At 61.4% G+C, this 21,380-nt stretch carries 20 protein-coding genes and 2 pseudogenes; 12 read left to right on the plus strand and 10 right to left on the minus strand.

What is annotated here, in order from left to right:
* Positions 1-240 precede the first annotated feature (240 nt).
* Entirely contained in the window at positions 241-3,060 is a 2,820-nt protein-coding gene (gene gyrA / locus HJB89_RS25720) for a DNA gyrase subunit A (RefSeq protein WP_207584231.1), read from the plus strand.
* A 339-nt stretch (positions 3,061-3,399) separates the two neighbouring features.
* Here the strand turns inward: gyrA and HJB89_RS25725 are convergent, their stop codons facing one another.
* Positions 3,400-3,555, minus strand: coding sequence for a hypothetical protein (locus HJB89_RS25725; protein WP_003586478.1), 156 nt, complete (start codon positions 3,553-3,555; stop codon positions 3,400-3,402).
* Between the two features lie 130 nt (positions 3,556-3,685).
* Positions 3,686-3,974, minus strand: a pseudogene (locus tag HJB89_RS25730) (hypothetical protein).
* Between the two features lie 79 nt (positions 3,975-4,053).
* Between HJB89_RS25730 and coaD the strand changes: the two are divergent.
* The 5 genes from coaD (at position 4,054) to tgt (ending at position 8,035) form a co-directional block, all read left to right on the plus strand.
* Complete coding sequence (gene coaD / locus HJB89_RS25735) at positions 4,054-4,548, plus strand: pantetheine-phosphate adenylyltransferase (RefSeq protein WP_207584232.1); 495 nt, start codon at positions 4,054-4,056, stop codon at positions 4,546-4,548.
* Between the two features lie 74 nt (positions 4,549-4,622).
* Positions 4,623-5,195 carry a peptidylprolyl isomerase gene (locus tag HJB89_RS25740; RefSeq protein ID WP_207580474.1) on the plus strand — a complete coding sequence of 191 codons (573 nt, stop codon included), beginning with the start codon at positions 4,623-4,625 and terminating at the stop codon, positions 5,193-5,195.
* A 28-nt stretch (positions 5,196-5,223) separates the two neighbouring features.
* The gene (locus HJB89_RS25745; RefSeq protein ID WP_007628975.1) at positions 5,224-5,733 is read left to right on the plus strand and encodes a peptidylprolyl isomerase; all 510 of its coding nucleotides are present in this window, start codon (positions 5,224-5,226) and stop codon (positions 5,731-5,733) included.
* Positions 5,734-5,804: 71 nt separating this feature from the next.
* Positions 5,805-6,908, plus strand: a complete 1,104-nt coding sequence (gene queA, locus HJB89_RS25750) for a tRNA preQ1(34) S-adenosylmethionine ribosyltransferase-isomerase QueA (protein WP_221150722.1) — start codon at positions 5,805-5,807, stop codon at positions 6,906-6,908.
* On the plus strand, positions 6,905-8,035 hold the full coding sequence (gene tgt, locus HJB89_RS25755) for a tRNA guanosine(34) transglycosylase Tgt (protein ID WP_221150723.1): 1,131 nt from the start codon (positions 6,905-6,907) through the stop codon (positions 8,033-8,035). Before queA ends, tgt begins: the two co-directional genes overlap by 4 nt.
* Positions 8,036-8,066: 31 nt before the next feature.
* On the opposite strand, the gene HJB89_RS25760 is transcribed toward tgt, so the two are convergent.
* From HJB89_RS25760 to HJB89_RS25785, 6 genes are all read right to left on the minus strand, one after another.
* Positions 8,067-8,450 (minus strand): hypothetical protein, encoded by a 384-nt coding sequence (locus tag HJB89_RS25760; protein ID WP_221150724.1) that lies wholly within the window; start codon positions 8,448-8,450, stop codon positions 8,067-8,069.
* A gap of 194 nt (positions 8,451-8,644) precedes the next feature.
* Positions 8,645-9,073 (minus strand): DUF4864 domain-containing protein, encoded by a 429-nt coding sequence (locus HJB89_RS25765; protein WP_221150725.1) that lies wholly within the window; start codon positions 9,071-9,073, stop codon positions 8,645-8,647.
* A 79-nt stretch (positions 9,074-9,152) separates the two neighbouring features.
* Complete coding sequence (fabF, locus tag HJB89_RS25770; RefSeq protein WP_221150726.1) at positions 9,153-10,418, minus strand: beta-ketoacyl-ACP synthase II; 1,266 nt, start codon at positions 10,416-10,418, stop codon at positions 9,153-9,155.
* A gap of 13 nt (positions 10,419-10,431) precedes the next feature.
* Positions 10,432-10,938: a helix-turn-helix domain-containing protein gene (locus tag HJB89_RS25775; protein WP_221150727.1), complete on the minus strand. Its 507-nt coding sequence runs from the start codon at positions 10,936-10,938 to the stop codon at positions 10,432-10,434.
* Between the two features lie 47 nt (positions 10,939-10,985).
* On the minus strand, positions 10,986-11,285 hold the full coding sequence (locus HJB89_RS25780; protein ID WP_221150728.1) for a hypothetical protein: 300 nt from the start codon (positions 11,283-11,285) through the stop codon (positions 10,986-10,988).
* Positions 11,286-11,410: 125 nt separating this feature from the next.
* Positions 11,411-13,537 (minus strand): calcium-binding protein, encoded by a 2,127-nt coding sequence (locus HJB89_RS25785; RefSeq protein ID WP_221150729.1) that lies wholly within the window; start codon positions 13,535-13,537, stop codon positions 11,411-11,413.
* Between the two features lie 259 nt (positions 13,538-13,796).
* Between HJB89_RS25785 and HJB89_RS25790 the strand changes: the two genes are divergently transcribed.
* Positions 13,797-16,169 carry an alpha-amylase family glycosyl hydrolase gene (locus HJB89_RS25790; protein ID WP_221150730.1) on the plus strand — a complete coding sequence of 791 codons (2,373 nt, stop codon included), beginning with the start codon at positions 13,797-13,799 and terminating at the stop codon, positions 16,167-16,169.
* A 43-nt stretch (positions 16,170-16,212) separates the two neighbouring features.
* Here HJB89_RS25790 and HJB89_RS25795 read toward each other — a convergent pair whose 3' ends face one another.
* Positions 16,213-16,401, minus strand: a complete 189-nt coding sequence (locus HJB89_RS25795; RefSeq protein WP_221115979.1) for a hypothetical protein — start codon at positions 16,399-16,401, stop codon at positions 16,213-16,215.
* A gap of 138 nt (positions 16,402-16,539) precedes the next feature.
* On the minus strand, positions 16,540-16,842 hold the full coding sequence (locus tag HJB89_RS25800) for a hypothetical protein (protein ID WP_207584312.1): 303 nt from the start codon (positions 16,840-16,842) through the stop codon (positions 16,540-16,542).
* Positions 16,843-16,996: 154 nt separating this feature from the next.
* On the opposite strand from HJB89_RS25800, the pseudogene HJB89_RS25805 reads away from it, so the two are divergent.
* From HJB89_RS25805 to HJB89_RS25825, 5 genes and pseudogenes are all read left to right on the plus strand, one after another.
* Positions 16,997-17,391, plus strand: a pseudogene (locus tag HJB89_RS25805) (hypothetical protein).
* A 196-nt stretch (positions 17,392-17,587) separates the two neighbouring features.
* Positions 17,588-18,418 carry a metallophosphoesterase gene (locus HJB89_RS25810; RefSeq protein ID WP_207580486.1) on the plus strand — a complete coding sequence of 277 codons (831 nt, stop codon included), beginning with the start codon at positions 17,588-17,590 and terminating at the stop codon, positions 18,416-18,418.
* Complete coding sequence (locus HJB89_RS25815) at positions 18,415-19,620, plus strand: ABC transporter ATP-binding protein (RefSeq protein ID WP_221115982.1); 1,206 nt, start codon at positions 18,415-18,417, stop codon at positions 19,618-19,620. The genes HJB89_RS25810 and HJB89_RS25815 overlap by 4 nt, the downstream gene beginning before the upstream one ends.
* On the plus strand, positions 19,613-20,536 hold the full coding sequence (locus tag HJB89_RS25820; RefSeq protein WP_221115983.1) for a carbohydrate ABC transporter permease: 924 nt from the start codon (positions 19,613-19,615) through the stop codon (positions 20,534-20,536). Before HJB89_RS25815 ends, HJB89_RS25820 begins: the two co-directional genes overlap by 8 nt.
* The gene (locus HJB89_RS25825) at positions 20,533-21,369 is read left to right on the plus strand and encodes a carbohydrate ABC transporter permease (protein ID WP_221115984.1); all 837 of its coding nucleotides are present in this window, start codon (positions 20,533-20,535) and stop codon (positions 21,367-21,369) included. Before HJB89_RS25820 ends, HJB89_RS25825 begins: the two co-directional genes overlap by 4 nt.
* Positions 21,370-21,380: the final 11 nt, after the last annotated feature.

The raw sequence follows: 21,380 nt of genomic DNA on the forward strand, positions 1-21,380 counted from the left end.
CGGAACCCCATATAGTCGGGTGGTTTTTATGCGTGGTTTTATGATTGTGAAGCGGCGATTCCGATTTGGCAAATATCCCGCGGCGGCCCGCGGCGGATTTGTCCGGTTCGGCCGCGCAACTTGCATGTTTTACCCTCTTTAAGCCGCAAAAGCCTGTTCAAAACGCCCGGTGAAATTGGCGCTGCAACGGGCTTTCCGCTATAAATCTTCAAGTGATTCTAGAAGAGATCGTGATCTGTTTTGACTGAGCAAACACCCCCCGGCGGCGGGAAGCTCCCGCCAGGCATCGAGCCCATCTCCATCATGGAGGAAATGCAGCGGTCGTATCTCGATTACGCCATGAGCGTCATCGTTAGCCGCGCGCTGCCCGACGTGCGCGACGGCCTGAAGCCCGTGCACCGGCGCATCCTCTACGGCATGTCCGAGCTTGGCATCGACTGGAACAAGAAATACGTCAAATGCGCCCGCGTCACCGGTGACGTGATGGGTAAATTCCATCCGCACGGCAATTCCGCGATCTATGATGCGCTCGCCCGTATGGCGCAGCCCTGGTCGCTGCGTCTGCCGCTGATCGACGGCCAAGGCAATTTCGGCTCGGTTGATGGTGACCCGCCGGCGGCCGAACGGTACACCGAATGCCGCCTCGAAAAGGCTGCCCATTCGCTGCTCGACGATCTCGACAAGGAAACCGTCGATTTCCGCGACAACTATGACGGTACGCTCTCCGAGCCGGTTGTGGTGCCGGCCAAATTCCCGAACCTGCTCGTCAATGGCGCAGGCGGCATCGCCGTCGGCATGGCGACCAACATCCCGCCGCATAATCTCTCCGAAGTCATCGACGGCTGCATCGCGCTGATCGACGATCCGGCAATCGAGCTGCAGGATCTGATCCAGATCATTCCCGGCCCCGATTTCCCGACGGGTGCGAAGATCCTCGGCCGTGCCGGCATTCGCTCCGCCTATGAGACTGGCCGCGGCTCGGTCATCATGCGCGGCGTCGCCGCCATCGAGCCAATGCGCGGTGACCGCGAGCAGATCATCATCACCGAGATTCCCTACCAGGTGAACAAGGCGACGATGATCGAAAAGATGGCCGAGTTGGTGCGCGACAAGCGCATCGAAGGCATCTCCGACCTGCGCGACGAATCCGACCGCCAGGGTTATCGCGTCGTCGTCGAATTGAAGCGCGACGCCAATGCCGAGGTCATCCTCAATCAGCTTTATCGCTATACGCCGCTGCAGACGTCCTTCGGCTGCAACATGGTGGCGCTGAACGGCGGCAAGCCGGAACAGCTGACCCTTCTCGACATGCTGCGCGCCTTCGTCTCCTTCCGCGAAGAAGTTGTTAGCCGGAGAACAAAATTCCTGCTGCGCAAAGCGCGCGACCGCGCCCATGTGTTGGTCGGTCTCGCGATTGCCGTCGCCAATATCGACGAAGTCATTCGCGTCATCCGCCAGGCGCCCGATCCGCAGTCGGCCCGCGAAGAATTGATGACCCGCCGCTGGCCGGCCGAAGATGTCGAAAGCCTGATCCGTCTGATCGACGATCCGCGCCATCGCATCAACGAGGACCTGACCTACAATCTCTCCGAAGAGCAGGCCCGCGCCATCCTCGAACTGCGCCTTGCCCGCCTGACGGCCCTTGGCCGCGACGAAATCGGCGACGAACTCAACAAAATCGGTGAGGAGATCAAGGATTACCTCGATATTCTCTCCTCGCGCGTCCGCATCCAGACCATCGTCAAGGACGAACTCCTCGCTGTCCGCAATGAATTCGGCACGCCGCGCCGCACCGAGATCATCGATGGCGGCCTCGAAATGGACGACGAGGATCTGATTGCTCGTGAAGACATGGTCGTCACCGTCTCGCATCTGGGCTATATCAAGCGCGTGCCGCTGACCACCTATCGTGCCCAGCGCCGCGGCGGCAAGGGCCGCTCCGGCATGACCACCCGCGACCAGGATTTCGTTAGCCGGCTATTTGTAGTCAATACGCATACGCCGGTTCTGTTCTTCTCCTCGCGCGGCATCGTCTATAAGGAGAAGGTCTGGCGCCTGCCGATCGGCACGCCGACCTCGCGCGGCAAGGCGCTGATCAATATGCTGCCGCTTGCACCCGGCGAGCGCATCACTACCATCCTGCCCTTGCCCGAGGACGAGGAGAGCTGGGACAATCTCGACGTGATGTTCTCGACGACGCGCGGCACGGTTCGCCGCAACAAGCTGTCGGACTTCGTCCAGGTCAACCGCAATGGCAAGATTGCCATGAAGCTCGAGGAGGAGGGCGACGAAATCCTCTCCGTCGAGACCTGTACCGAAAATGACGACGTGCTGCTGACGACCGCGCTCGGCCAGTGCATCCGCTTCTCCGTCGACGACGTCCGCGTTTTCGCCGGCCGCAACTCGATCGGCGTGCGCGGCATCAGCCTTGCCGGCGGCGACCGCATCATCTCGATGACCATCGTCCGCCATGTCAATGCCGAGCCGTGGGAGCGCGCCGCCTACCTGAAGCGCGCCGCCAACGATCGGCGTCTGACAACGGGTGAGGCCGAGGAGATCGCGCTGGTCGGTGAGGAAGTCACCGAGGAGGGACAACTGAGTGACGAGCGTTACGAAGAGCTGAAACAGCTTGAGCAGTACGTTCTCACCGTCTCCGAAAAGGGCTTCGGCAAGCGTTCGTCGTCCTACGATTTCCGCATCTCCGGCCGCGGCGGCAAGGGCATTCGCGCCACCGATACGTCGAAAACCGGCGAGATCGGCGAACTGGTCGCGGCATTCCCCATCGAGGACGGCGACCAGATCATGCTGGTTTCCGATGGCGGCCAGCTGATCCGCGTGCCGGTCGGCGGCATCCGCATCGCCAGCCGCGCCACCAAGGGCGTCACCATCTTCTCGACGGCCAAGGACGAGAAGGTCGTTTCGGTCGAGCGCATCAGCGAGCCGGAGGAGGACGAGACGGAGGAGGCCGTCGAGGTCGCCGACGGCGCCGCTATTACCGACGAAGATGCTGCGGGCGAAGCGCCGATTGCCGATGGCGATCCGGGGCCCGCCGAGGAATGATCAGATGAACGGGGCGGCTTCAAGCCGCCCTTTTCTTTTCAGTCCGGGGAATGGTTTAAAGCCACGCCCAAAGAAAAAGCCGGACGCTGGGTGCATCCGGCTTTGAATGGCCTTAGGCGACGGAAGGGTGCCGCTCAAGGTGGGGAAGAGGGAAGTAAAAAAGGAAAGTCAGAACGCTCTATGTTTTTCGTTCAGCGCCTTTACCTCTTCGCCTTCGCGCCGGAGCGCTGATATCGTCGAGGTTACTGACACGATGAACATGACGCTGATAAGGGCCGTGAGCACTGTCAAGATCGTGAACATAGGCATTCCTTTCCTGGGGAGTTGCGTTCCCGCCCCTCAGTACTGGCCCAGTACGGCCGTCCGGGCCGAAGCATAGGGACCATAAACCTTGGACGTATCAATCTTCTGATCATAGAGAGCGACAGTTGCAGTCAGCATGCCCGTGACCATTACCATCCAGAGCACGTTAATCATCGTAATCTTGCCGGGCATCTTTAGTCCTTCCTGCCGCGATAATCGCATCTATGTGTCGGTTGAATGAACGCATCCGTTTTAAAATGGTTCCGCCGGATGTTGACGGGTGTTTACCAACGCCGATCTGAAGCCTCCTTGAATGTCTCGTTCATCTGGCGTTCAGATTCGAACGTCGTTTTTCGCGCAGCCGGCCTTGAGCGCGCACGATCGCCGCATGCTCGGCAAGCGCCGGCCGCACCCAGCTCACCTCGTAGCGATCGGCGAAATAGCCATAGGCCAGCTCGGCGGCGAGGGAGGAAACGACGGCAAGTGCAACGAGCACGATCAGCATGGACTTGGTCTTTCGAGGGGGCGCCGGATGCCGGAATGGCATCGGCTGTCTTGATGATTTGAGTTAAGCAGATCCCGTCTGAAACCGCCTTGAACGGGCCGTTCAACCGTCCGGGACGATTGGCCAAATCACTTGCGGCAAGGCGGCATCCGTGACAAAAGGCGTCAAACCAACGGTCGGGCCAGATGACGACAGCTTTTTATCCGGGGTCCTTCGACCCGATCACCAATGGGCATGTGGATGTTCTGGTCCAGGCGCTGAACGTCGCCGAAAAGGTGATCGTCGCGATCGGCATCCATCCCGGCAAGGCGCCGCTCTTTTCCTTCGAGGAGAGAGCCGAACTGATCCGCCGTTCCCTGGCGCAAGCGCTGCCCGGCAAGACCGGCGACATCGACGTCGTCGCCTTCGACAATCTGGTTGTCGATGCCGCCCGCAGCCATGGCGCCACGCTTCTGATCCGCGGTCTTCGCGACGGCACCGATCTTGATTATGAAATGCAGATGGCCGGCATGAACAGGACGATGGCGCCCGATATCCAGACCATCTTTTTGCCGGCGGGCACGGCCTCGCGGCCCATTACCGCCACATTGGTCCGCCAGATCGCCGCCATGGGCGGCGATGTCAGCGCTTTCGTGCCGGCCGCCGTCTTGCAAGCCCTCACATCCAAGCGCCCAGAATAGCAAGCGCCAAAACCAACAAACGCAAAGACTAGCAAGCGCAAAGACCAGGCGGAACCCGCCGCAACGGAGCCCATATGAAACTGTTTTATCTCGCATTTGCCGGCGTGCTATATCTCGCCTCCTTCGCGGGGGATGCGTTCGCCCAGTCGGCTGATCATTATCTAACCATCCAGCTGAAGAACGGCCCTGTCGTCATCCAGCTGATGCCTGAGGTTGCGCCGAAGCATGTCGCTCAGATCGAGGCGCTGGCCAAGAAGGGCGAATACGACAACGTCGCCTTCCATCGCGTCATCGACGGCTTCATGGCCCAGACCGGCGACGTCAAATACGGCAACATGGAAAAGGGTTTCGATGCGAGCCTCGCCGGCACCGGCTCCTCCGATATGCCTGATATTCCGGCCGAGTTCTCCAAGACCCCGTTCGTGCGCGGCACCGTCGGCATGGCTCGTTCGCAGGATCCGAATTCCGCCAATTCGCAGTTCTTCATCATGTTCGCCGAAGGCTCCTTCCTCAACGGCCAGTACACCGTCGTCGGCAAGGTCGTTTCCGGCATGGAGAATGTCGACAAGATCAAGCGCGGCGAAGGCCAGAACGGCGAAGTCAAAAGCCCCGACCGGATGGTCAAGGTTACCCTGGGCAAGAAGTAAGTTACCAGAGAAACAAGAGGAGAAGACAATGGCCGAGATCAAGGATCCCGAAAACACCGTCATTCTGGAAACCACCAAGGGCAAGATCGTCATCCAGCTTTTGCCGCAGGTCGCCCCGGAGCATGTCGCCCGCATCAAGGAACTCGCCCGCGAGAAGGCCTATGACGGCGTCGTCTTCCACCGCGTCATCCAGGATTTCATGGCCCAGACGGGCGACGTCGAATTTGGCAAGAAAGGTTCGGAAACCTTCAATCCCGGCCGCGCCGGCATGGGCGGCTCCTCCAAGCCGGATCTGAAGGCTGAATTCTCCGCGACGACCCATACGCGCGGCACCTGCTCGATGGCCCGTTCGCAGAACCCGAACTCGGCCAATTCGCAGTTCTTCATCTGCTTCACCGATGCACCCTGGCTGAACAAGCAGTATTCCGTCTGGGGCCAGGTCATCGAAGGCATGGACAACGTCGACAAGATCAAGCGCGGCGAGCCGGTTTCCGATCCGGATTCGATCGTCTCGATGCGGGTTGCCGCCGACGTCTGATTGTGATTTCTGCTGAAACCCGCTCTTGCGCCTAACCGCGTGGGGGCGGGTTTCGCTTTGAAAGTACCCTTATGCGCGTAGACCTTTTCGATTTCGATCTGCCCGATGAACGCATCGCATTGCGGCCCGCCGAGCCGCGCGACAGCGCGCGCCTGCTCGTCGTCAATCCCCACGCGGAAAGCGTGCCTGATGCGGAACGCGTGCTTTCTGATCATCGCGTCGGCGATCTGCCGTCGTTCCTGCGGGCGGGTGATGCGCTGGTCTTCAACGACACCAAGGTCATTCCGGCCCAGCTCGAGGGCATCCGCCATCGGGACGGCGCCGGCGGCCAGCAGGTGTCGGCAACACTGCACATGCGCGTCGGCCCGAGCCGCTGGAAGGCGTTTGCCAAGCCCGGCAAGCGCATCAAGGAGGGCGACCGCATCGCCTTCGGCCATAGCGGCGAAAGCTGCTTGCTCGGCTCGCTCGACGCCACCGTCGAGGAAAAGGGCGAGGCCGGCGAGGTGACGCTCGCATTTGATCTTTCCGGCCCGGCGCTCGACGAGGCGATTGCCGCCGTCGGTCACATTCCGTTGCCGCCCTATATCGCCGCCAAGCGGCCCGAGGACGAGCGCGACCGCGCGGATTACCAGACGATCTATGCCCGCGAGGAGGGCGCCGTCGCTGCGCCCACCGCCGGCCTGCATTTCACGCCCGGCCTGTTCGAGACGCTCGACAAAGCTGGCATTGAACGCCATTTCGTTACGCTGCATGTCGGCGCCGGCACCTTTCTGCCTGTCAAGGCCGACGATACCGACGACCACCGGATGCATCTGGAAGGCGGCACCGTCAGCGCTGAGACCGCGGCACGGCTGAACGCCGTCAAGGCAAAGGGCGGGCGTATCGTCTGCGTCGGCACCACCTCGCTGCGGCTGATCGAGAGTGCTGCGGAAGAGAGCGGCGAGATCCGCGGCTGGAGCGGCGCCACCGGCATCTTCATCACGCCCGGTTACCGTTTCAAATCGGTCGACATGCTGATGACCAATTTCCATCTGCCGCGCTCGACGCTGTTCATGCTGGTCTCGGCCTTTGCCGGCTTTGAGACCATGCATGCGGCCTACAACCACGCCATTGCGACGGGCTACCGCTTCTACTCTTACGGCGACGCGAGCCTTCTTTTCCGGAAAGACAAATGACAGAGAACTTCCAATTCACACTTGACAAGACCGATGCCGGTGCGCGCCTCGGCGAGATTTCCATGCCGCGCGGCACGATCCGGACGCCGGCCTTCATGCCCGTCGGCACGGTGGGAACCGTCAAGGCGATGTATCTCGACCAGGTGCGCGAAACCGGTGCCGACATCATCCTCGGCAATACCTATCACCTGATGCTGCGCCCCAGCGCCGAGCGCGTCGCCCGCCTCGGCGGTCTGCACAAGCTGATCCGCTGGGAGCACCCGATCCTGACGGATTCCGGCGGCTTCCAGGTCATGTCGCTGTCCGGCCTGCGTAAGCTTGATGAGCAGGGCGTCACCTTCAAATCGCATGTCGACGGCAGCCTGCATCATATGTCGCCGGAACGCTCGATTGAAATCCAGGGGCTGCTCGGCTCGGATATCCAGATGCAACTCGACGAATGTGTGGCGCTGCCGGCCGAGCCGAAGGAGATCGAGCGCGCCATGGAAATGTCGCTGCGCTGGGCCGAGCGCTGCCAGGTCGCCTTCGGCGAACAGCCTGGAAAGGCAATGTTCGGCATCGTCCAGGGCGGCGATATTCCGGCGCTGCGCATCCGTTCGGCTGAGGCGCTGAGCCAACTCGATCTCAAGGGCTATGCCATCGGCGGCCTTGCCGTCGGCGAGCCGCAGGACGTCATGTTGCAGATGCTGGAAACGACGTTGCCGGTACTTCCGGGGGAAAAGCCGCGTTACCTTATGGGCGTCGGCACGCCGGACGATATGCTGAAATCCGTCGCCCGCGGCATCGACATGTTCGATTGTGTCATGCCGACCCGTTCCGGCCGCCATGGCCTGGCCTTTACCCGCCGCGGCAAGGTCAATATCCGCAATGCCCGTCATGCCGAGGATATGCGCCCGCTCGACGAACAGTCGAATTGCCCGGCCTCGCGCGACTATTCGCGCGCCTACCTGCACCATCTCGTCCGCGCCAACGAGGCGCTCGGCGGCATGCTGCTCTCCTGGCACAATCTCGCCTATTACCAGGAATTGATGCAGGGTATCCGCAAGGCAATCGCCGAAGGCCGCTTCGCCGATTTCATGGCGGAGACGCAGGAAGAATGGGCAAGAGGCGATCTTCAACCCGTTTGATCTATCTCTCGCTCTATGCGACGCCCTTTAATCAGGGAGCTGGTGTGCAGCTCCCGACATCTGCCGGCTTGACGCGGCCGGCCTGAAGATCGCTCCATTGCGGTATGGACGGATCAGGGCCACCGATCGATGCCTCAAACGCGGCGCGGTTCAGCTTGATGAGCCGTCCGCTTGCAAGGATGCTCACCATCTCTTTCTTGTTGACATAAGCCAGGCTGGCATCCAGCCGGCAGAAGAACCGCTTGCTGCCGTTCGAGACGACCCAGCCGTAGCCGCCGGACTTCCCCTTGGTGAGTTTTCCGATGGCGTAATCCCGCCGTGCAAGCTTTGAAAAGGATTCCGCCTGCGCAACACCCGGCATGACGGCAAAGCCGATCGCCGCGGCGGTGACCAACCACTTGAATGAAATGAGCATTGAGTTTTCAACCGCTGGGACAGAACCACATGAGCCCGTACGTTCCAGCAGCGCCGGACACAACTTTAATCTGCAGGGATGCTTAATCCGCTAAACCGCGTCGCGATCTTTCAGGTGCGGCTGTCGCGCTCCAGCTCTTTATTTTTTCGCATGTCGTTATCGCAAAACCGCTGCCCGCTTTTGCGCGACATGCTTTAGATGCCCTTGCTGTCGGCATCCGGCATGATCTGCACGCCGTTGATCCTGTAGCTGCCGTCTGGCTGTCGAGTCATCTGGTAGATCGCCGTCCAGTCCTTGCCGTCGCGGCCTGAAATCAGCACCTCGTGATAGATCAGCGCGCCGTTGTCGATCGAGCGGCTGCGGCCGAAGGCGTAGTTGCCGGGATGATAGACCGGCTCGTAGCTCTTTTTCACCATGGCGAAGAACAGGTTCTTGTCGGGATACATCGCCCTGATGCCGGGAGCAGCGTAGGAATAGGCGGCTTCGGCATCGTCCTTGAGGAAAGCTGTGATCTGTTCCTCGATCATCGTTCGCGTCGTGTCGATCGGATCTTCGGCAAGGGCCGAGACAGCGGGGAGGATGAACGCGGCACACAGAACGAGAACTGCGAAGAAGGCGCGCATGGGAGATCTCCGGCTCTATCGGGGGAAAGACCCGATAGAGCAGAAGTGTAGGCCATTTCTGGCGCAAGAAAAGTGGACTTTATGACCAGCGCCGGAAGAGGGCGCTGGCATTCACGCCGCCGAAGCCGAAACCGTTGGTGATGGCATAGTCCATTGCCAGCGGCCGCGCCGTCTTGCCGACGATATCGATGCCGTCGGCATCAGGGTCGGCCTCATCAAGGTTGCGGGTCGGCGGCGCGATTTGGTCGCGCAGCGCCAGGATGGTGAAGATCGCTTCCAGCCCGCCGGCGGCCCCGAGCAGATGGCCGGTGGCCGATTTTGTCGCACTGACGGCAATGTCGCCATTGCGGCCGAAGACCGTGGCGATCGCCGCGATCTCGCCCCGGTCACCGACCGGTGTCGAGGTCGCATGCGCGTTGAGGTGCTTGACCTCCGAAGCCGGGATCTTCGCCTGCTTGAGCGCTGCCTCCATCGCCCGGCGCGCGCCGTCGCCGTCTTCGGGGCCTGAGGTCATGTGGTAGGCGTCCGCCGCCGTGCCGTAACCGACGAGTTCGGCGAGCGGTGTGGCGCCGCGGGCAAGCGCGTGTTCGAGTGTTTCGATGACCAGGATGCCGGCGCCTTCGCCCATGACGAAACCGTCACGCGCCGTGTCGAAGGGCCGCGACGCCAGCTCCGGGGTGTCGTTGAAACCGGTGGAAAGCGCGCGAGCGGCGGCAAAGCCGCCGAGGCTTACCTTGTCGATACAGGCCTCGGCACCGCCGCAGATTGCCACATCCGCTTCGCCGGAGCGGATCAGCCGCGCAGCATCGCCGATCGCCTGGACGCTGGCCGCACATGCCGTCACCGGAGCGCCGAGCGGCCCCTTGAAGCGGTAGCGGATGCTGACTTGGCCGGCAGCGAGGTTTACGAGGAAGGAGGGCACGGTGAAGGGGGACAGCCGCCGCACGCCGCGCGTCTCGCCGATCCGCACCGCTTCGGCGATCGCCGGGAAGCCGCCGACGCCCGAGGCGATGATCGTTGCGGTGCGTTCGCGTTTCGCTTCGTCGGTCGGCATCCAGCCGGCCTGCTTCACCGCTTCCTCCGTCGCCGCGATGGCGAACTGGATGAAGCGGTCCATCTTCTTCTGGTCCTTAGGGGTGATGTAACGGTCGGGATCGAAACCGCTCTCTGCATCCTCGGCGCTGCCGGGAACGATGCCGCCGACCTTGGCCGGGAGTTCGCCGACGACACCGTCCGAAAGCACCCTCAGCCCCGAACCGCCGTCAAGAAGCCGCTTCCAGGCGAGCTCGACGCCGGTGCCGAGTGGTGACACAAGTCCCATGCCGGTGACAACGATGCGATCCATGATATTTTCCTCTTTATGCGTCGATGCCGAGATACCAGGCGCGCATGCGGGCGATCCGCTTGTGCACCTCGTCATCGGCGGCGGGGCCTGCAAGCAGGCTGGTGTTTTCGGGTGTCACTTGTTCGCCGGTCCGCGCGTCGACCAGCACCGCCTCGCGCGCTTTGCCGGAGGCGGCATCGCCGAGCAGATAGGCGAGGTCTTCCTCCGGGATGTGCCGGCTTCCCCAGGAAAACAGCGTCATCAGCACCGGAAAGAAATCGCGGCCCTTGTCCGTCAGCCGATATTCGTAGCGGGCAGGGCGCTGATGGTAGAGCCGCCGTTCAAACAGTCCCTGATCCGTCAGGTGTTTCAGCCGCCGCGTCAGGATGTTCGGCGCCACCCCGAGGCTCTTCTGGAAATCGTCGAAGCGCGACAGCCCCTGAAAGGCGTCGCGCAGGATGAGGATGCTCCACCAGTCGCCGACGCTGTCGAGCGCGCGCGCCGCCGGGCATTTGAATTGGCTGAAGCTCGTCCGCTGCATGGATCACGTCACTACAGCAGTGACTATCATCATGCAAGTTATCTATGTCAGCTGTCGCCGTCGAAAATCCGGGCGAGCAGGAGGCCGGTGACAAGCGTACCGGCCGCGAGGAAGATCGTATCGCCCGGCGCGCCGATATAGAGTGGCCCGATATTGGCAAACAGCAGGAAGGCAATGAGAAAATTCGCCCAGCCCCAGACGACATTCGTCGTCGGCGAGCTGAACTGCGCCCGCGGTGCGAACGGAATGCGGAAACGCCGGCCGCTGACGCCGTTGACGAAATGCGGGATGCCGTTGGTCAGAAACGCCGCGGCGATGAAATGGGCGATATAGGCGATCCAGGGCAAAGGCTTCTCCGGTGCTGCGAGTTGCGTCAACAGAGGAATGTGGCCGGGAATGTCACGCCGGCAAGGGGAGCCCGGAAACGCGCGTGTGTGAGAGCCCGCCGTCAGAAGACGACGGGCCGGCCGCATCAGACAAGCCCGAAATCTTTGAAGTGAAGCGCCGCAGAATTGTCGAGATCAGCAACATGGACTGCCGCACCCGCCGCACTTCCATCCGCGTCATAGGAGAGTCTGCCGCTGGCCTGATCGTAGATCAGCTTGTCATCCGCCTCGAGCGCTCTCGTTCCCTGCACGAAATTCTCATCCGAAAATCGAGATAGGCTGAGCGCGGCGAAAATCGAATGGTCGAGCAGCAGCTTGTCGCCCGCCGCGGAGGAAAAGTCGACGATCTTGTCGACGCTGACATTGTCGGGCTTTACATCGAAGACAAAGCTGTCGCCTCCACCGCCGCCGGTCAGCGTGTCTGCGCCGGCTTTGCCGATCAGCTTGTCGTTGCCGAGGCCGCCGGTCAACTGGTCAGCCCCTTTGCCGCCATTGATCGTGTTGCTGCCGTCGTTGCCGGTGAGAACGTTGGCGGTGTTGTTGCCTGTCGCGCTGAGATTGGCCGTTCCGGTCAAGGCGAGGTTCTCGATCGTTCCGCCCGTGCGCTTCTGATCGGCCAGGCTGAAGGAAGTCGAAGCCTTGACGGTGTCCTTGCCGGACGCCCCTGTTTCATCGACAAAATCGCCCGCATTGTCGACCACATAAGTATCGTTGCCGGCATGGCCCGACATATGGTCGGCGCCAGTGCTGCCATCAAGGATATTGTTGCCGGAATTGCCGACGAGAGCGTTTGCCAGGCCATTGCCGGTGCCGTTCAGATTGGCGGTGCCGGTCAGCGTCAGGTTCTCGACGTTGCCGATCGTATGCGTCGTATCCTTGAGGCTGAAGCTGATCGACGACATGACCGTATCGGTTCCGCCGCCCCGGCTTTCGTCGACGATTTGAGTGGGGCTGCTCACGGTGAATATGTCGTTGCCCGTGCCGCCATAGATATGGCTGGCGGCCGTTGGCGGCGTGCTGGCGCTGCCGCCGCCGATGTCGATGATAACCGGATGGTCGACGACATCCACTGTCAGCGACGACACATTGCTGAGGCTTTTGATCGCCGTCGTCCCGCTCACCGGGTCGAAAACCTTCACGGAGCCGAACGAGGCCCCGAGATTGACCTTGACGCCCGTCGTCGCGGCCTGAATGGCCGTGTCGGTGGACTGGTTCCAGATGTCGGGCTCGTTCCAGATAATGATCTGGTAGCTGCCGTCCGATTTTTCGGTGAGCAAGCTGTGGGCCGAAGACGGCATGCCGTCGATCGAATAATTGAGGGCCCCTGCGCTGAAGCTCGCCTTTGCCGCGCCGTCGTCCGCCAGTATTTCAGTGAGATTGTGGATCGCCGTTGCCGCCGGCTTGGCTGAATAGTCGAGATGAAAAAGCCCGAAATGCTTCTCCTGGTTGGCGCCCTGCGGATCGGAATAGGCGTCCAGCAGCTCGTAGATGAATGTCTGCTTCGATCCGAGTGCTGCGCCGTCCATCAGCGTGTTGAGCACCAGCTTTGCCTGCGTCGCTTCACTGACGCCTTCCCAGCCGCCATTGGTGTCGGCGGTGAGGGAGGTGTGGTAACCGGTCTCGGTGATGGCCAGCGGCTTGCCCGGATCGGCAGCGCGCTGAACGCCGGCTTCGCGGGAAAGCCACGAGAATGGCTGGTCGCCATCCTTCGCATAGGTATGGATCGTCGTGTAGTCGGAGGCGGATGCGACCGTATATCCGGTAAAGCCGAGAACCGGGATGTTCTTCAGCAAGGGATCGGCGTTGACGGCGGCAGACAGGTCCTTTTGATAGGCGACCGCGGCTGCCTGGCCGCTAAGACCGTGATAGCTGACCGGCCAGTTATTGACTTCGTTCGGCCCCTCGATGCCGACGACCGACCCCGGATGGGCCTGCACGAAAGTATGCAGCCGCTGGGCGAGCGTGGTGGGGTCCACTTCCCGCTGGGCGCTGAAGACGAACTGCACGCCGGCTTCGGCAGCATCGCCGAGATGGGTTTGACCGTTAGGATCGGAAGCGGAGTTGGGGGCGTGATCGCGGACCGCATCAAGGCCAAGATAGTCTAAAGCTTTGACAACTTCTCCGACATTGGAATATTTTCCGTCGGTGTAGTCGATATGCGTATCAATTCCAAAGGATTGAATAATATCGTTTATTCTAACGGCTTGAGCCATAAGTTTTTCTCCCAGTTTTAGAGGGAATCGGCGATGGGAATATATCCCCATTTCTGCTGCCGATTCGATTTAATACACGAGGAGGGGCCGTGCAGTATTGCCCGTTAACCATGATATATTGTCCTGAATGTGGCTCGTGCTGGATCGCCTTGAATGCCGAATCGGTGCTTGCATTTTGCATTCAGCCTGCCGATCACTGCTCAAGTGAGACAGCCGCATAAGCGGAGTCCGGCGAAATCCGATACCTCTGGAGGATCCGATGACCGTCAATGTGCAATTCCGGTTTTGCAGCGGCCTGCCGTCGATGGCGTTTGACAATGTCCGTCTCCGCGGCAGTTGGGACGAGCATGGCCGCCCCGCGAATGATTGGACATCGGTTCCTATGCAGGACTCGCGTGACGAGGATGGATATGATGTCTTTGTCGCCAGGATTTCCTTTCCCGATGCCGAGATCGGCACGAATTTTCGATGGGGCATCGAGCTCGATCGGCCGGGCATGCCGGATCTATGGGCAATCACCGCCGAGTTGGACGACGAGGCCTCGTCGGGTCGCGAACGTTCCTTCGATCTCCACCAGGAGATGGCGCCGCAGACCTATCACCTGACATGGATCGGCCGTCTGGGGGCGAACCGGGTTGAGAGGCGTGACGGTGTCGCCGGCATTCGCTTCTCGGTCTGGGCGCCGAACGCTCGGGAGGTCTCGCTTGTCCTCGCTGATCCCGCCATCGGCTACGTCGCCGACGACGGCACCGGAGCGCTCGGGACCATCGGCATGCGAAGGACCGGCGAGGGGATCTGGTCGGTTGAAACCGGCGACGATGGCCGCCTTACCGATTTCGACGGCATGGTCGGCACGCCGTATATGTATCGCGTCACCAAGGATGATGGATCGCTCGCCTACCGGACCGACATCTGGTCGCTGATGCAGATCGGTGCGGGAGATTTCGATCCGGATGGCGCGGCCTATCACGGATCGCCGGCTGGTTTGGACGGACCGCAGAGCTGCTCGGTCGTCTGCGACCCGAAGTGGGTGACGCTGCCGTCCGGGCAGGAGCTTGCCGCCGAGGCGTTCTGGGCTGACGAATTCGTGGCCGGCCGCAAACTTCCTGAGCGGCTCGAGGATCTGGTGATCTATGAATTGCATGTCGGCGCGCTCGGTTTCGGCAAGCCAGCGCCGGGAACGCTGGATGATGCGATCGCCTTCGTCGCGCATCTTTCCGCGCTCGGCGTCAACGCCGTGGAACTGCTGCCGATCGCCGAATTCGAGACGCGGGCCAACTGGGGTTACGGCACGTCGCATTTCTTTGCCGCCGATCAGGGGACCGGCGGCACCGACCGGCTGAAGTTATTCGTCAAGGCCTGCCACCAGCAGGGCATCGCCGTCATTCTGGACGTTTGTTACAACCACTTCGATCCGGATGGCGAGCGGGCGCAATGGGCCTATGATTCCAACGACCCCACCCGCAATATCTACTATTGGTACGAGGGACGCCCCGGCGATTACGCCGATCCGACGGGCGGCTATATCGACAACATCTCGACGGGATGGGCGCCTGCCTTCGATGAGGAGGCCGTGCGCCAGCTTTTCATCTCCAGCGCGGCATTTCTCGTCTCCGTCTGCCATATCGATGGTTTCCGGCTCGATCAGACCAGTTCGATCCATCAATATCCGGTGCTGCATGCCGACGGCCGGCGCGCCGATCGGGCCGCTGCGTCAGGCGCGAAATTCCTGAAGCAGTGGAGCCGCACGATGCGGCTGATCAAGCCCGAGGTTTTCCTGACGGCCGAGGATTATTCGGACTGGTCGGCGATGACGGAGCCGAGCCTGACCGGCGACGGGCTCGGCTTCGACGCGACCTGGTACGGCGATTTTCATCACAACCTCGTCGAATATCACGGCGGCGCTCAGGCGCAGCTTTTGAAGAATGCCGGTTTTGGCGACAAGCGGGCGCTGACCATGTCGTCCCTTGCCGGCGCCTTGCAGGCGAGCGCGCGATCCAAGGTGGTCTACAACCAATCGCACGACGATTGCGGCAATCGCGAGGGGTCGGCAAGAACCGCAGTCATCGCGGTCAATTTCGCACCGATCGTCGGCGAGACCAGGGCTTGGGCGGAGGCGAGATCCAGGTTCGCGGCGGCGATGACGCTGCTATCGGCCGGCACGCCGATGTTTTTCATGGGCGAGGAAATCGGCGCCCAGAAGCCCTATCGTTACAGTGATTTCCTGGAGAACCGCGAGAATATCCTCGGCGAGGCTTCGGGCAACGGGGCGGGGATGATCAGCTGTTATCGCGATCTGATCGCGCTCAGCATCCACCAAGATGCCATTCGTTCTCGCAACATCGCCGTTCCCTATGTCCATGACGAGGATCGGGTGATCGCATTTCATCGATGGAACGACGGCCAGGATTTCCTCGTGGTGGGATCGCTGAACGACGCTCCCTTCGAACGTGGCTATCGGCTGCGCAGCGAGCGTTTAGGAGATGACCTCTGGGAAGAGGTCTTCAACACCGATGCCCAGACATATGGCGGCTGGAATGTCGGCAACGGCGGCAGAAAGATCAGAGCCACGGCGGGAACGCTCGATGCCGTGCTGCCTGCGTCAGGTGTCCTGGTGTTTCGCAGGCTGTAACGCGTCACGCTTTTCCAAGGCAGAAGGTAATGGCGGGCGGCCCTCAGGCAAACCCGACCGGCAGGTTGTCCAGTTTTCTGCCGGCACCATAGTCGCGCTCATGCTGCGACCGGCGGCGGCCGTTGTGGCGAGCGGACAGATCGATCCGGTTTTCAGCAAAGATGCCATCGGCATAAGTGCCGGTGTCATGGCAATCGGTGTCGATTTTGGGGGCAAGGATTTTCAGGATCATCGAGGTTCCTCTACGGCGCACCACCAACACTCGGAAAGGCCGCTTCGTTCCCTTTATAAACTCTGAATTATTAATAAATTAACCATAAGGGCCGGGGTCGGTGCTGCCTTTAGTCAGGTCGTTCTCGCTGGATGACGTTCAATGGGCGACTGATGACGAGGACCTCGGCAGCAGCATGTCCTCGCCCGTCCGGATCAGCCGCGCCGTGCGCGCCATCACCTCGAGCCCCGCCTCGGTCTCGGCAATCTCGGGTGCCATTTTGTCCAGCCCATCGGCCACCTGAAACAGCATCGGCAGCATATCACCCCGTCCGACCGCTTCGGCCGATCTGGCGAGCTTGCGCAACGCCTGCGAATATCGCGATATCAAGGCGAGCTTCTGGTCTGCGGGAATGTTGGAGAACGAATGTTTTTCTTGCGGCGACAGTGTTGACTTCGACATGGACGCGGACCTTTTGGACGTCAATGAACGCGCATCCGCCATTCTTTGTTCCAGCGCGGATGCTGTGCGAGGATCGGTCGCTGCCTTGTCTCGAAGTGGCGTGGAACTCACCGACCGTGATTGCCGTTGATATCGATGAACACGGGAGGTTTCCATGCAGTTGATCGATACACGAGTGACACAGGCCGGTGACGTCTTCACCGTCGAATTCTTGGGCGAAGGAGAGAATCGATCTCCGTCAAGATCGACAACTCTCATGGCGAGCTCGACGACTCCACAGCCGTCGACCACGCCAAGGTGATGATGGTCCAGCTGACCAGCTTTGCTGCCGGGGAAGCGGATGGCAGCATCAACCGTTACGATGCCTTGAGCAACGGAAATTTCGACGAAGGCAGCAGGGGCCTGATCGGCCAGCCGAGCGCACGTTCGACCCATGACAGTAAGGTGCTGGAGGAAGAACTCAATGAAGGTCTTGAGGATAGCTTTCCGGCAAGCGACCCTGTCTCGGCCACGGTGTCGTCCATTCCTGCCAACGCGCGACGGCACTGAACTCATGCGTTTCCAGTTCCAAATGCAGGCGAAGGCTGCCCGCTCCAGGGGGCAGCCTTCTTCTTGCATGACAGATGGATGTCAAAACTGAGAAACAGCTGAAAACCGGCGGTGTCTGATTGACATGCGAGCCTTCTAGAGAGGGCACGAGAAGGAAGCACGCACCACGCGCTTCCCAGGTCTCGGAGACGCGCCGATGAAAATCATTCAGATCACCGACACCCATTTCAGTCCCAATAAGCCGCATTTCAACGGCAACTGGGCGCCGCTTCTGACCTGGATCGAAGCGACCGGCGCCGACTTGATCGTTCATACCGGCGATCTCACGGTCGACGGTGCCGACAAGGACGAGGACATCACCTTCTCGATGGATCTGATGCGCCAGGTGTCGATCCCAATGCTGATCGTCCCCGGCAATCACGATGTCGGCCACCTCAAGGGATCCGACCAGGCGGTCGATGCCGAGCGGCTGTCGCGCTGGCGCAGCCTTGCCGGTCCCGACCGCTGGCTGGAGGATGCGGCCGGCTGGCGTTTCATCGGATTGAATTCGCTGCTTCTCGGTCATGAGGATGACGAGGAGGAAGCCCAGTTCGAATGGCTCGACCAGGCGCTTTCCGACAGCGCGGGGCGGCGTGTGGCGCTTTTCGCCCACAAGCCGCTGTTCGTCGATGCGCCTGACGAAGGCGATACCGGATATTGGAGCGTTCACCCCGCTCAGCGCCGGCGGCTCTACGATATGATCTCAGCCCATGACGTGGCCCTGTTTGCCAGCGGCCACCTTCACTGGGCCTGGCAGGGCCGCTTCGACAATACCCAACTGACCTGGGGTCCGTCGGCCGCCTTCATCATCGACAAGATGGAGCGGGAGATGCCGGGCGAGCGTCTGATCGGCGCCGTCGTCCACGAATTCGATGCCGATGTCGAAAGCACTATCGTCGCCGTTCCCGGCATGACCGCTTATGTACTCGACGAGGTCGTGCACGAGGTCTATCCGCAGGCGGTCAGAGAGCGGGAACCCGTCGAATGAGCGCGCTCTCGATTCGCGGCATCACCAAGGCTTTCGGCGACAACCAGATCCTCGATGGCGTCAGCCTCGACGTCGAGGCCGGCGAATTCATCGCGCTGGTCGGCCCCTCCGGCTGCGGCAAGAGCACGCTCTTGCGCATTCTTGCCGGCCTGGACCATGCCGACCGCGGTGAGATCCTGATCCGCGGACGGGACATGTCCGGTGTGGCGGCCGCCGACCGCAACATCGCCATGGTCTTTCAGTCCTACGCGCTCTATCCGCACCTGACGGCCTCGCAAAACATTGCGGTGCCGCTGGCAATGCGCCGGTTGTCGAGAGTAGAGCGGCTGCCTTTCGTGGGATCGCTGATTCCAGGTCAGCGCGCTACCCGCGCGGCGATCGCCCGCGACGTCAGGGAGATGGCGACATCGCTGAAGATCGACCATCTGCTCGATCGCAAGCCCGGCCAGATGTCGGGCGGCCAGCGTCAGCGCGTGGCGCTCGCTCGCGCCATGGTGCGCCAGCCAAGCATCTTCCTGATGGACGAGCCGCTGTCCAACCTCGACGCCAACCTGCGCGTCCATGCCCGCGGCGAGATCGTCGACCTGCATCGGCGCGCCGGCGTGCCGACCCTCTATGTCACCCATGACCAGGCAGAAGCGCTGTCGATGGCAGACCGCGTCGCCGTGATGATGGGCGGCAAATTGCTGCAGATCGCCAGCCCTGAGGTCATCTACGACGATCCCGCCCATATCGAGGTCGCCCGCTTCATCGGCCAGCCGCGCATCAATCTGCTTCCGGCTGCGGCCGAAGGCGGCACCATTGCTTTCGGCGGCTTGCGCCTGACACTTGAAAATGCACCAGACAGGAAGGTGCCGGTCACGCTCGCCATTCGTCCCGAATTCGTCTTTCTGTCGAAGAACCGGCATGACGGCCTTGCCGCCCATGTCGAACGCGTCGAGTTCCTGGGCTCCGAGGTCATACTCCATTGCCGGCTTGATGCGGTCGGCGAGACTGTCGTTGCCAAGGTTCAACCATCCGAAGCCTCGGGCCTTACGGCAGGCGATGCGGTGGGGCTTCGATTGTCGCCGGGCCGCACGCTGATCTTTGCCGAGGACGGCAGCCGGCTGGCCGGCAGCGTTGCAACAGGTGATGCCGGGCTCGGCAACGCCGATGCCGGGCTCGCGATGGGCGATGCCCCGCGGGAGAGGGCGCATGGCTAGCGTTGTTTCCATGGCCGCTCCGCACGATTCTGCTGTTGCGCATCGGCGTAGCGAGGCCCGCATCGCCTGGATGCTGGTGCTGCCGGCAATGATCCTGCTTTTTCTCTTCGTGCTTTTGCCGGTTGCTTCAGTCATCATGCTCGGCTTTACCGATTTCGAACTCGGCTACGGCAAGTTCCGTTTCGTCGGCTTCGAGAATTATGCCCATCTGATCACCGACCGGACGTTTCGCAAATCGCTATGGAATACGACGGTCTATACGGCGATTGTCGCACCGGCCTCGATCTTTCTCGGTCTCGGCATCGCCATGCTGATCGAGAGCGAAACCGCGGCCCGCAGCTTTTTCCGCACTGCCTATTTCCTGCCCGTCGCCTCGCTGATCGTCGCCATGGCGACCGTCTGGCAATATATGTTCCATCCGACGATCGGCCCACTGAACGCGCTGCTGGCGCTTGTCGGGCTTCCCGGCCCGAACTGGCTGGGCAGCTCCGGCACGGTACTTTACAGCCTCTCGATCATCGGCGTCTGGCAATCGGCTGGCTTCAACATGGTGCTGTTCCTGGCCGGGCTGACGGCGATCCCGCGCGAGCTTTACGCGGCCGCCGAAGTGGACGGCGCCAAATCTTCGCTCGACCGCTTCCTGCTGGTCACCTGGCCGATGCTCGGTCCGACGACGCTCTTCGTCATCACCATCAGCATCACCAATGCGGTCAAGGTCTTCGAGACGGTGAAGACGCTGACCGAGGGCGGTCCGAACAAGACGTCTGAAGTGCTGCTCTTCACGATCTACCAGGAGGGCTTCGTCTATCTGCGCGTCGGTTATGCCTCGGCGATGACGGTGGTGTTTCTGCTGATCCTGGTGGTGCTGATGTTCCTGCAGTACCGCCTTCTCGATCGCCGGGTACATTACACATGATGACCAGCGCTTTTTCCCTAGGCAGGATCATCCGCCTGAGCCTGCTTTCCCTAGGGGCGATCATCTTCCTGTCGCCTTACATCTTCATGATCTCCGCGGCCGGCAAGACGCAGAGCGATATCTTCACCTCATCGCTGTCGCTGATCCCGGCGCATCTCGCCTATGTCGAGAATTTCGCCAAGGCTTTGAGCCGGGTGCCGATGGGGCGGCTCCTGTGGAACGGCGTCGTCGTCTGCGGGCTGATCTTCTTCTTTCAGGTGCTGGTGGCGATCCCCTGCGCCTACGCCATGGCCAAACTTCGCTTCGGCGCCGCCCGCGCCATGATGGTGCTGGTCATGCTCGGCCTTCTCGTGCCGATCCATGCGACCGCGCTGCCGCTCTATGTCGCCTTCGACCGTGCCTCGCTGCTCAACAGCTATGCCGCTCTGGTCGCGCCCTTCACCATTTCGGTCTTCGCGATCTTCATGTTCCTGCAGTTCTTTCGCGCCATGCCGGACGATCTCATCCATGCCGCCCGTCTCGACGGCATGTCGGAGGTCGGCATCGTCGCCCGCGTCATCGTGCCGAATGCCTGGCCGGCGGTCACCGCCTTTGCCATCTTCTCGGTCGTCGCCCATTGGAACGACCTTTACTGGCCGCTGATCGTCATCAGCAAGCAGGACTATGCCACGCCGCCGCTCGGCCTGATGTATTTCCGCGCCGCCGAGGCCGGCGACGACTACGGCGCGCTGATGGCGGCGACCCTCATCATTACCCTTCCCCTCGTTGTCGCCTTCCTGCTCGCGCAGAAGCGGTTCGTCGAGGGCATCACCATGACCGGTCTCAAAGGCTGACCGGTTTCAAC

The organism is Rhizobium sp. NZLR8 (assembly GCF_019685025.1).
GTDB lineage: Bacteria > Pseudomonadota > Alphaproteobacteria > Rhizobiales > Rhizobiaceae > Rhizobium.

Bases quoted from the DNA above. Each gene is read 5' to 3' on its own strand.
- HJB89_RS25725 (WP_003586478.1), bottom strand. From the start codon at position 3,555: ATGCCCGGCAAGATTACGATGATTAACGTGCTCTGGATGGTAATGGTC.
- queA (WP_221150722.1), top strand. From the start codon at position 5,805: ATGCGCGTAGACCTTTTCGATTTCGATCTGCCCGATGAACGCATCGCA.
- HJB89_RS25825 (WP_221115984.1), top strand. From the start codon at position 20,533: ATGATGACCAGCGCTTTTTCCCTAGGCAGGATCATCCGCCTGAGCCTG.
- HJB89_RS25820 (WP_221115983.1), top strand. From the start codon at position 19,613: ATGGCTAGCGTTGTTTCCATGGCCGCTCCGCACGATTCTGCTGTTGCG.
- HJB89_RS25795 (WP_221115979.1), bottom strand. From the start codon at position 16,401: ATGATCCTGAAAATCCTTGCCCCCAAAATCGACACCGATTGCCATGAC.
- HJB89_RS25800 (WP_207584312.1), bottom strand. From the start codon at position 16,842: ATGTCGAAGTCAACACTGTCGCCGCAAGAAAAACATTCGTTCTCCAAC.
- HJB89_RS25740 (WP_207580474.1), top strand. From the start codon at position 4,623: ATGAAACTGTTTTATCTCGCATTTGCCGGCGTGCTATATCTCGCCTCC.
- HJB89_RS25790 (WP_221150730.1), top strand. From the start codon at position 13,797: ATGACCGTCAATGTGCAATTCCGGTTTTGCAGCGGCCTGCCGTCGATG.
- HJB89_RS25810 (WP_207580486.1), top strand. From the start codon at position 17,588: ATGAAAATCATTCAGATCACCGACACCCATTTCAGTCCCAATAAGCCG.
- HJB89_RS25765 (WP_221150725.1), bottom strand. From the start codon at position 9,073: ATGCGCGCCTTCTTCGCAGTTCTCGTTCTGTGTGCCGCGTTCATCCTC.
- fabF (WP_221150726.1), bottom strand. From the start codon at position 10,418: ATGGATCGCATCGTTGTCACCGGCATGGGACTTGTGTCACCACTCGGC.
- HJB89_RS25785 (WP_221150729.1), bottom strand. From the start codon at position 13,537: ATGGCTCAAGCCGTTAGAATAAACGATATTATTCAATCCTTTGGAATT.
- HJB89_RS25815 (WP_221115982.1), top strand. From the start codon at position 18,415: ATGAGCGCGCTCTCGATTCGCGGCATCACCAAGGCTTTCGGCGACAAC.
- tgt (WP_221150723.1), top strand. From the start codon at position 6,905: ATGACAGAGAACTTCCAATTCACACTTGACAAGACCGATGCCGGTGCG.
- HJB89_RS25745 (WP_007628975.1), top strand. From the start codon at position 5,224: ATGGCCGAGATCAAGGATCCCGAAAACACCGTCATTCTGGAAACCACC.
- HJB89_RS25775 (WP_221150727.1), bottom strand. From the start codon at position 10,938: ATGCAGCGGACGAGCTTCAGCCAATTCAAATGCCCGGCGGCGCGCGCG.
- HJB89_RS25760 (WP_221150724.1), bottom strand. From the start codon at position 8,450: ATGCTCATTTCATTCAAGTGGTTGGTCACCGCCGCGGCGATCGGCTTT.
- coaD (WP_207584232.1), top strand. From the start codon at position 4,054: ATGACGACAGCTTTTTATCCGGGGTCCTTCGACCCGATCACCAATGGG.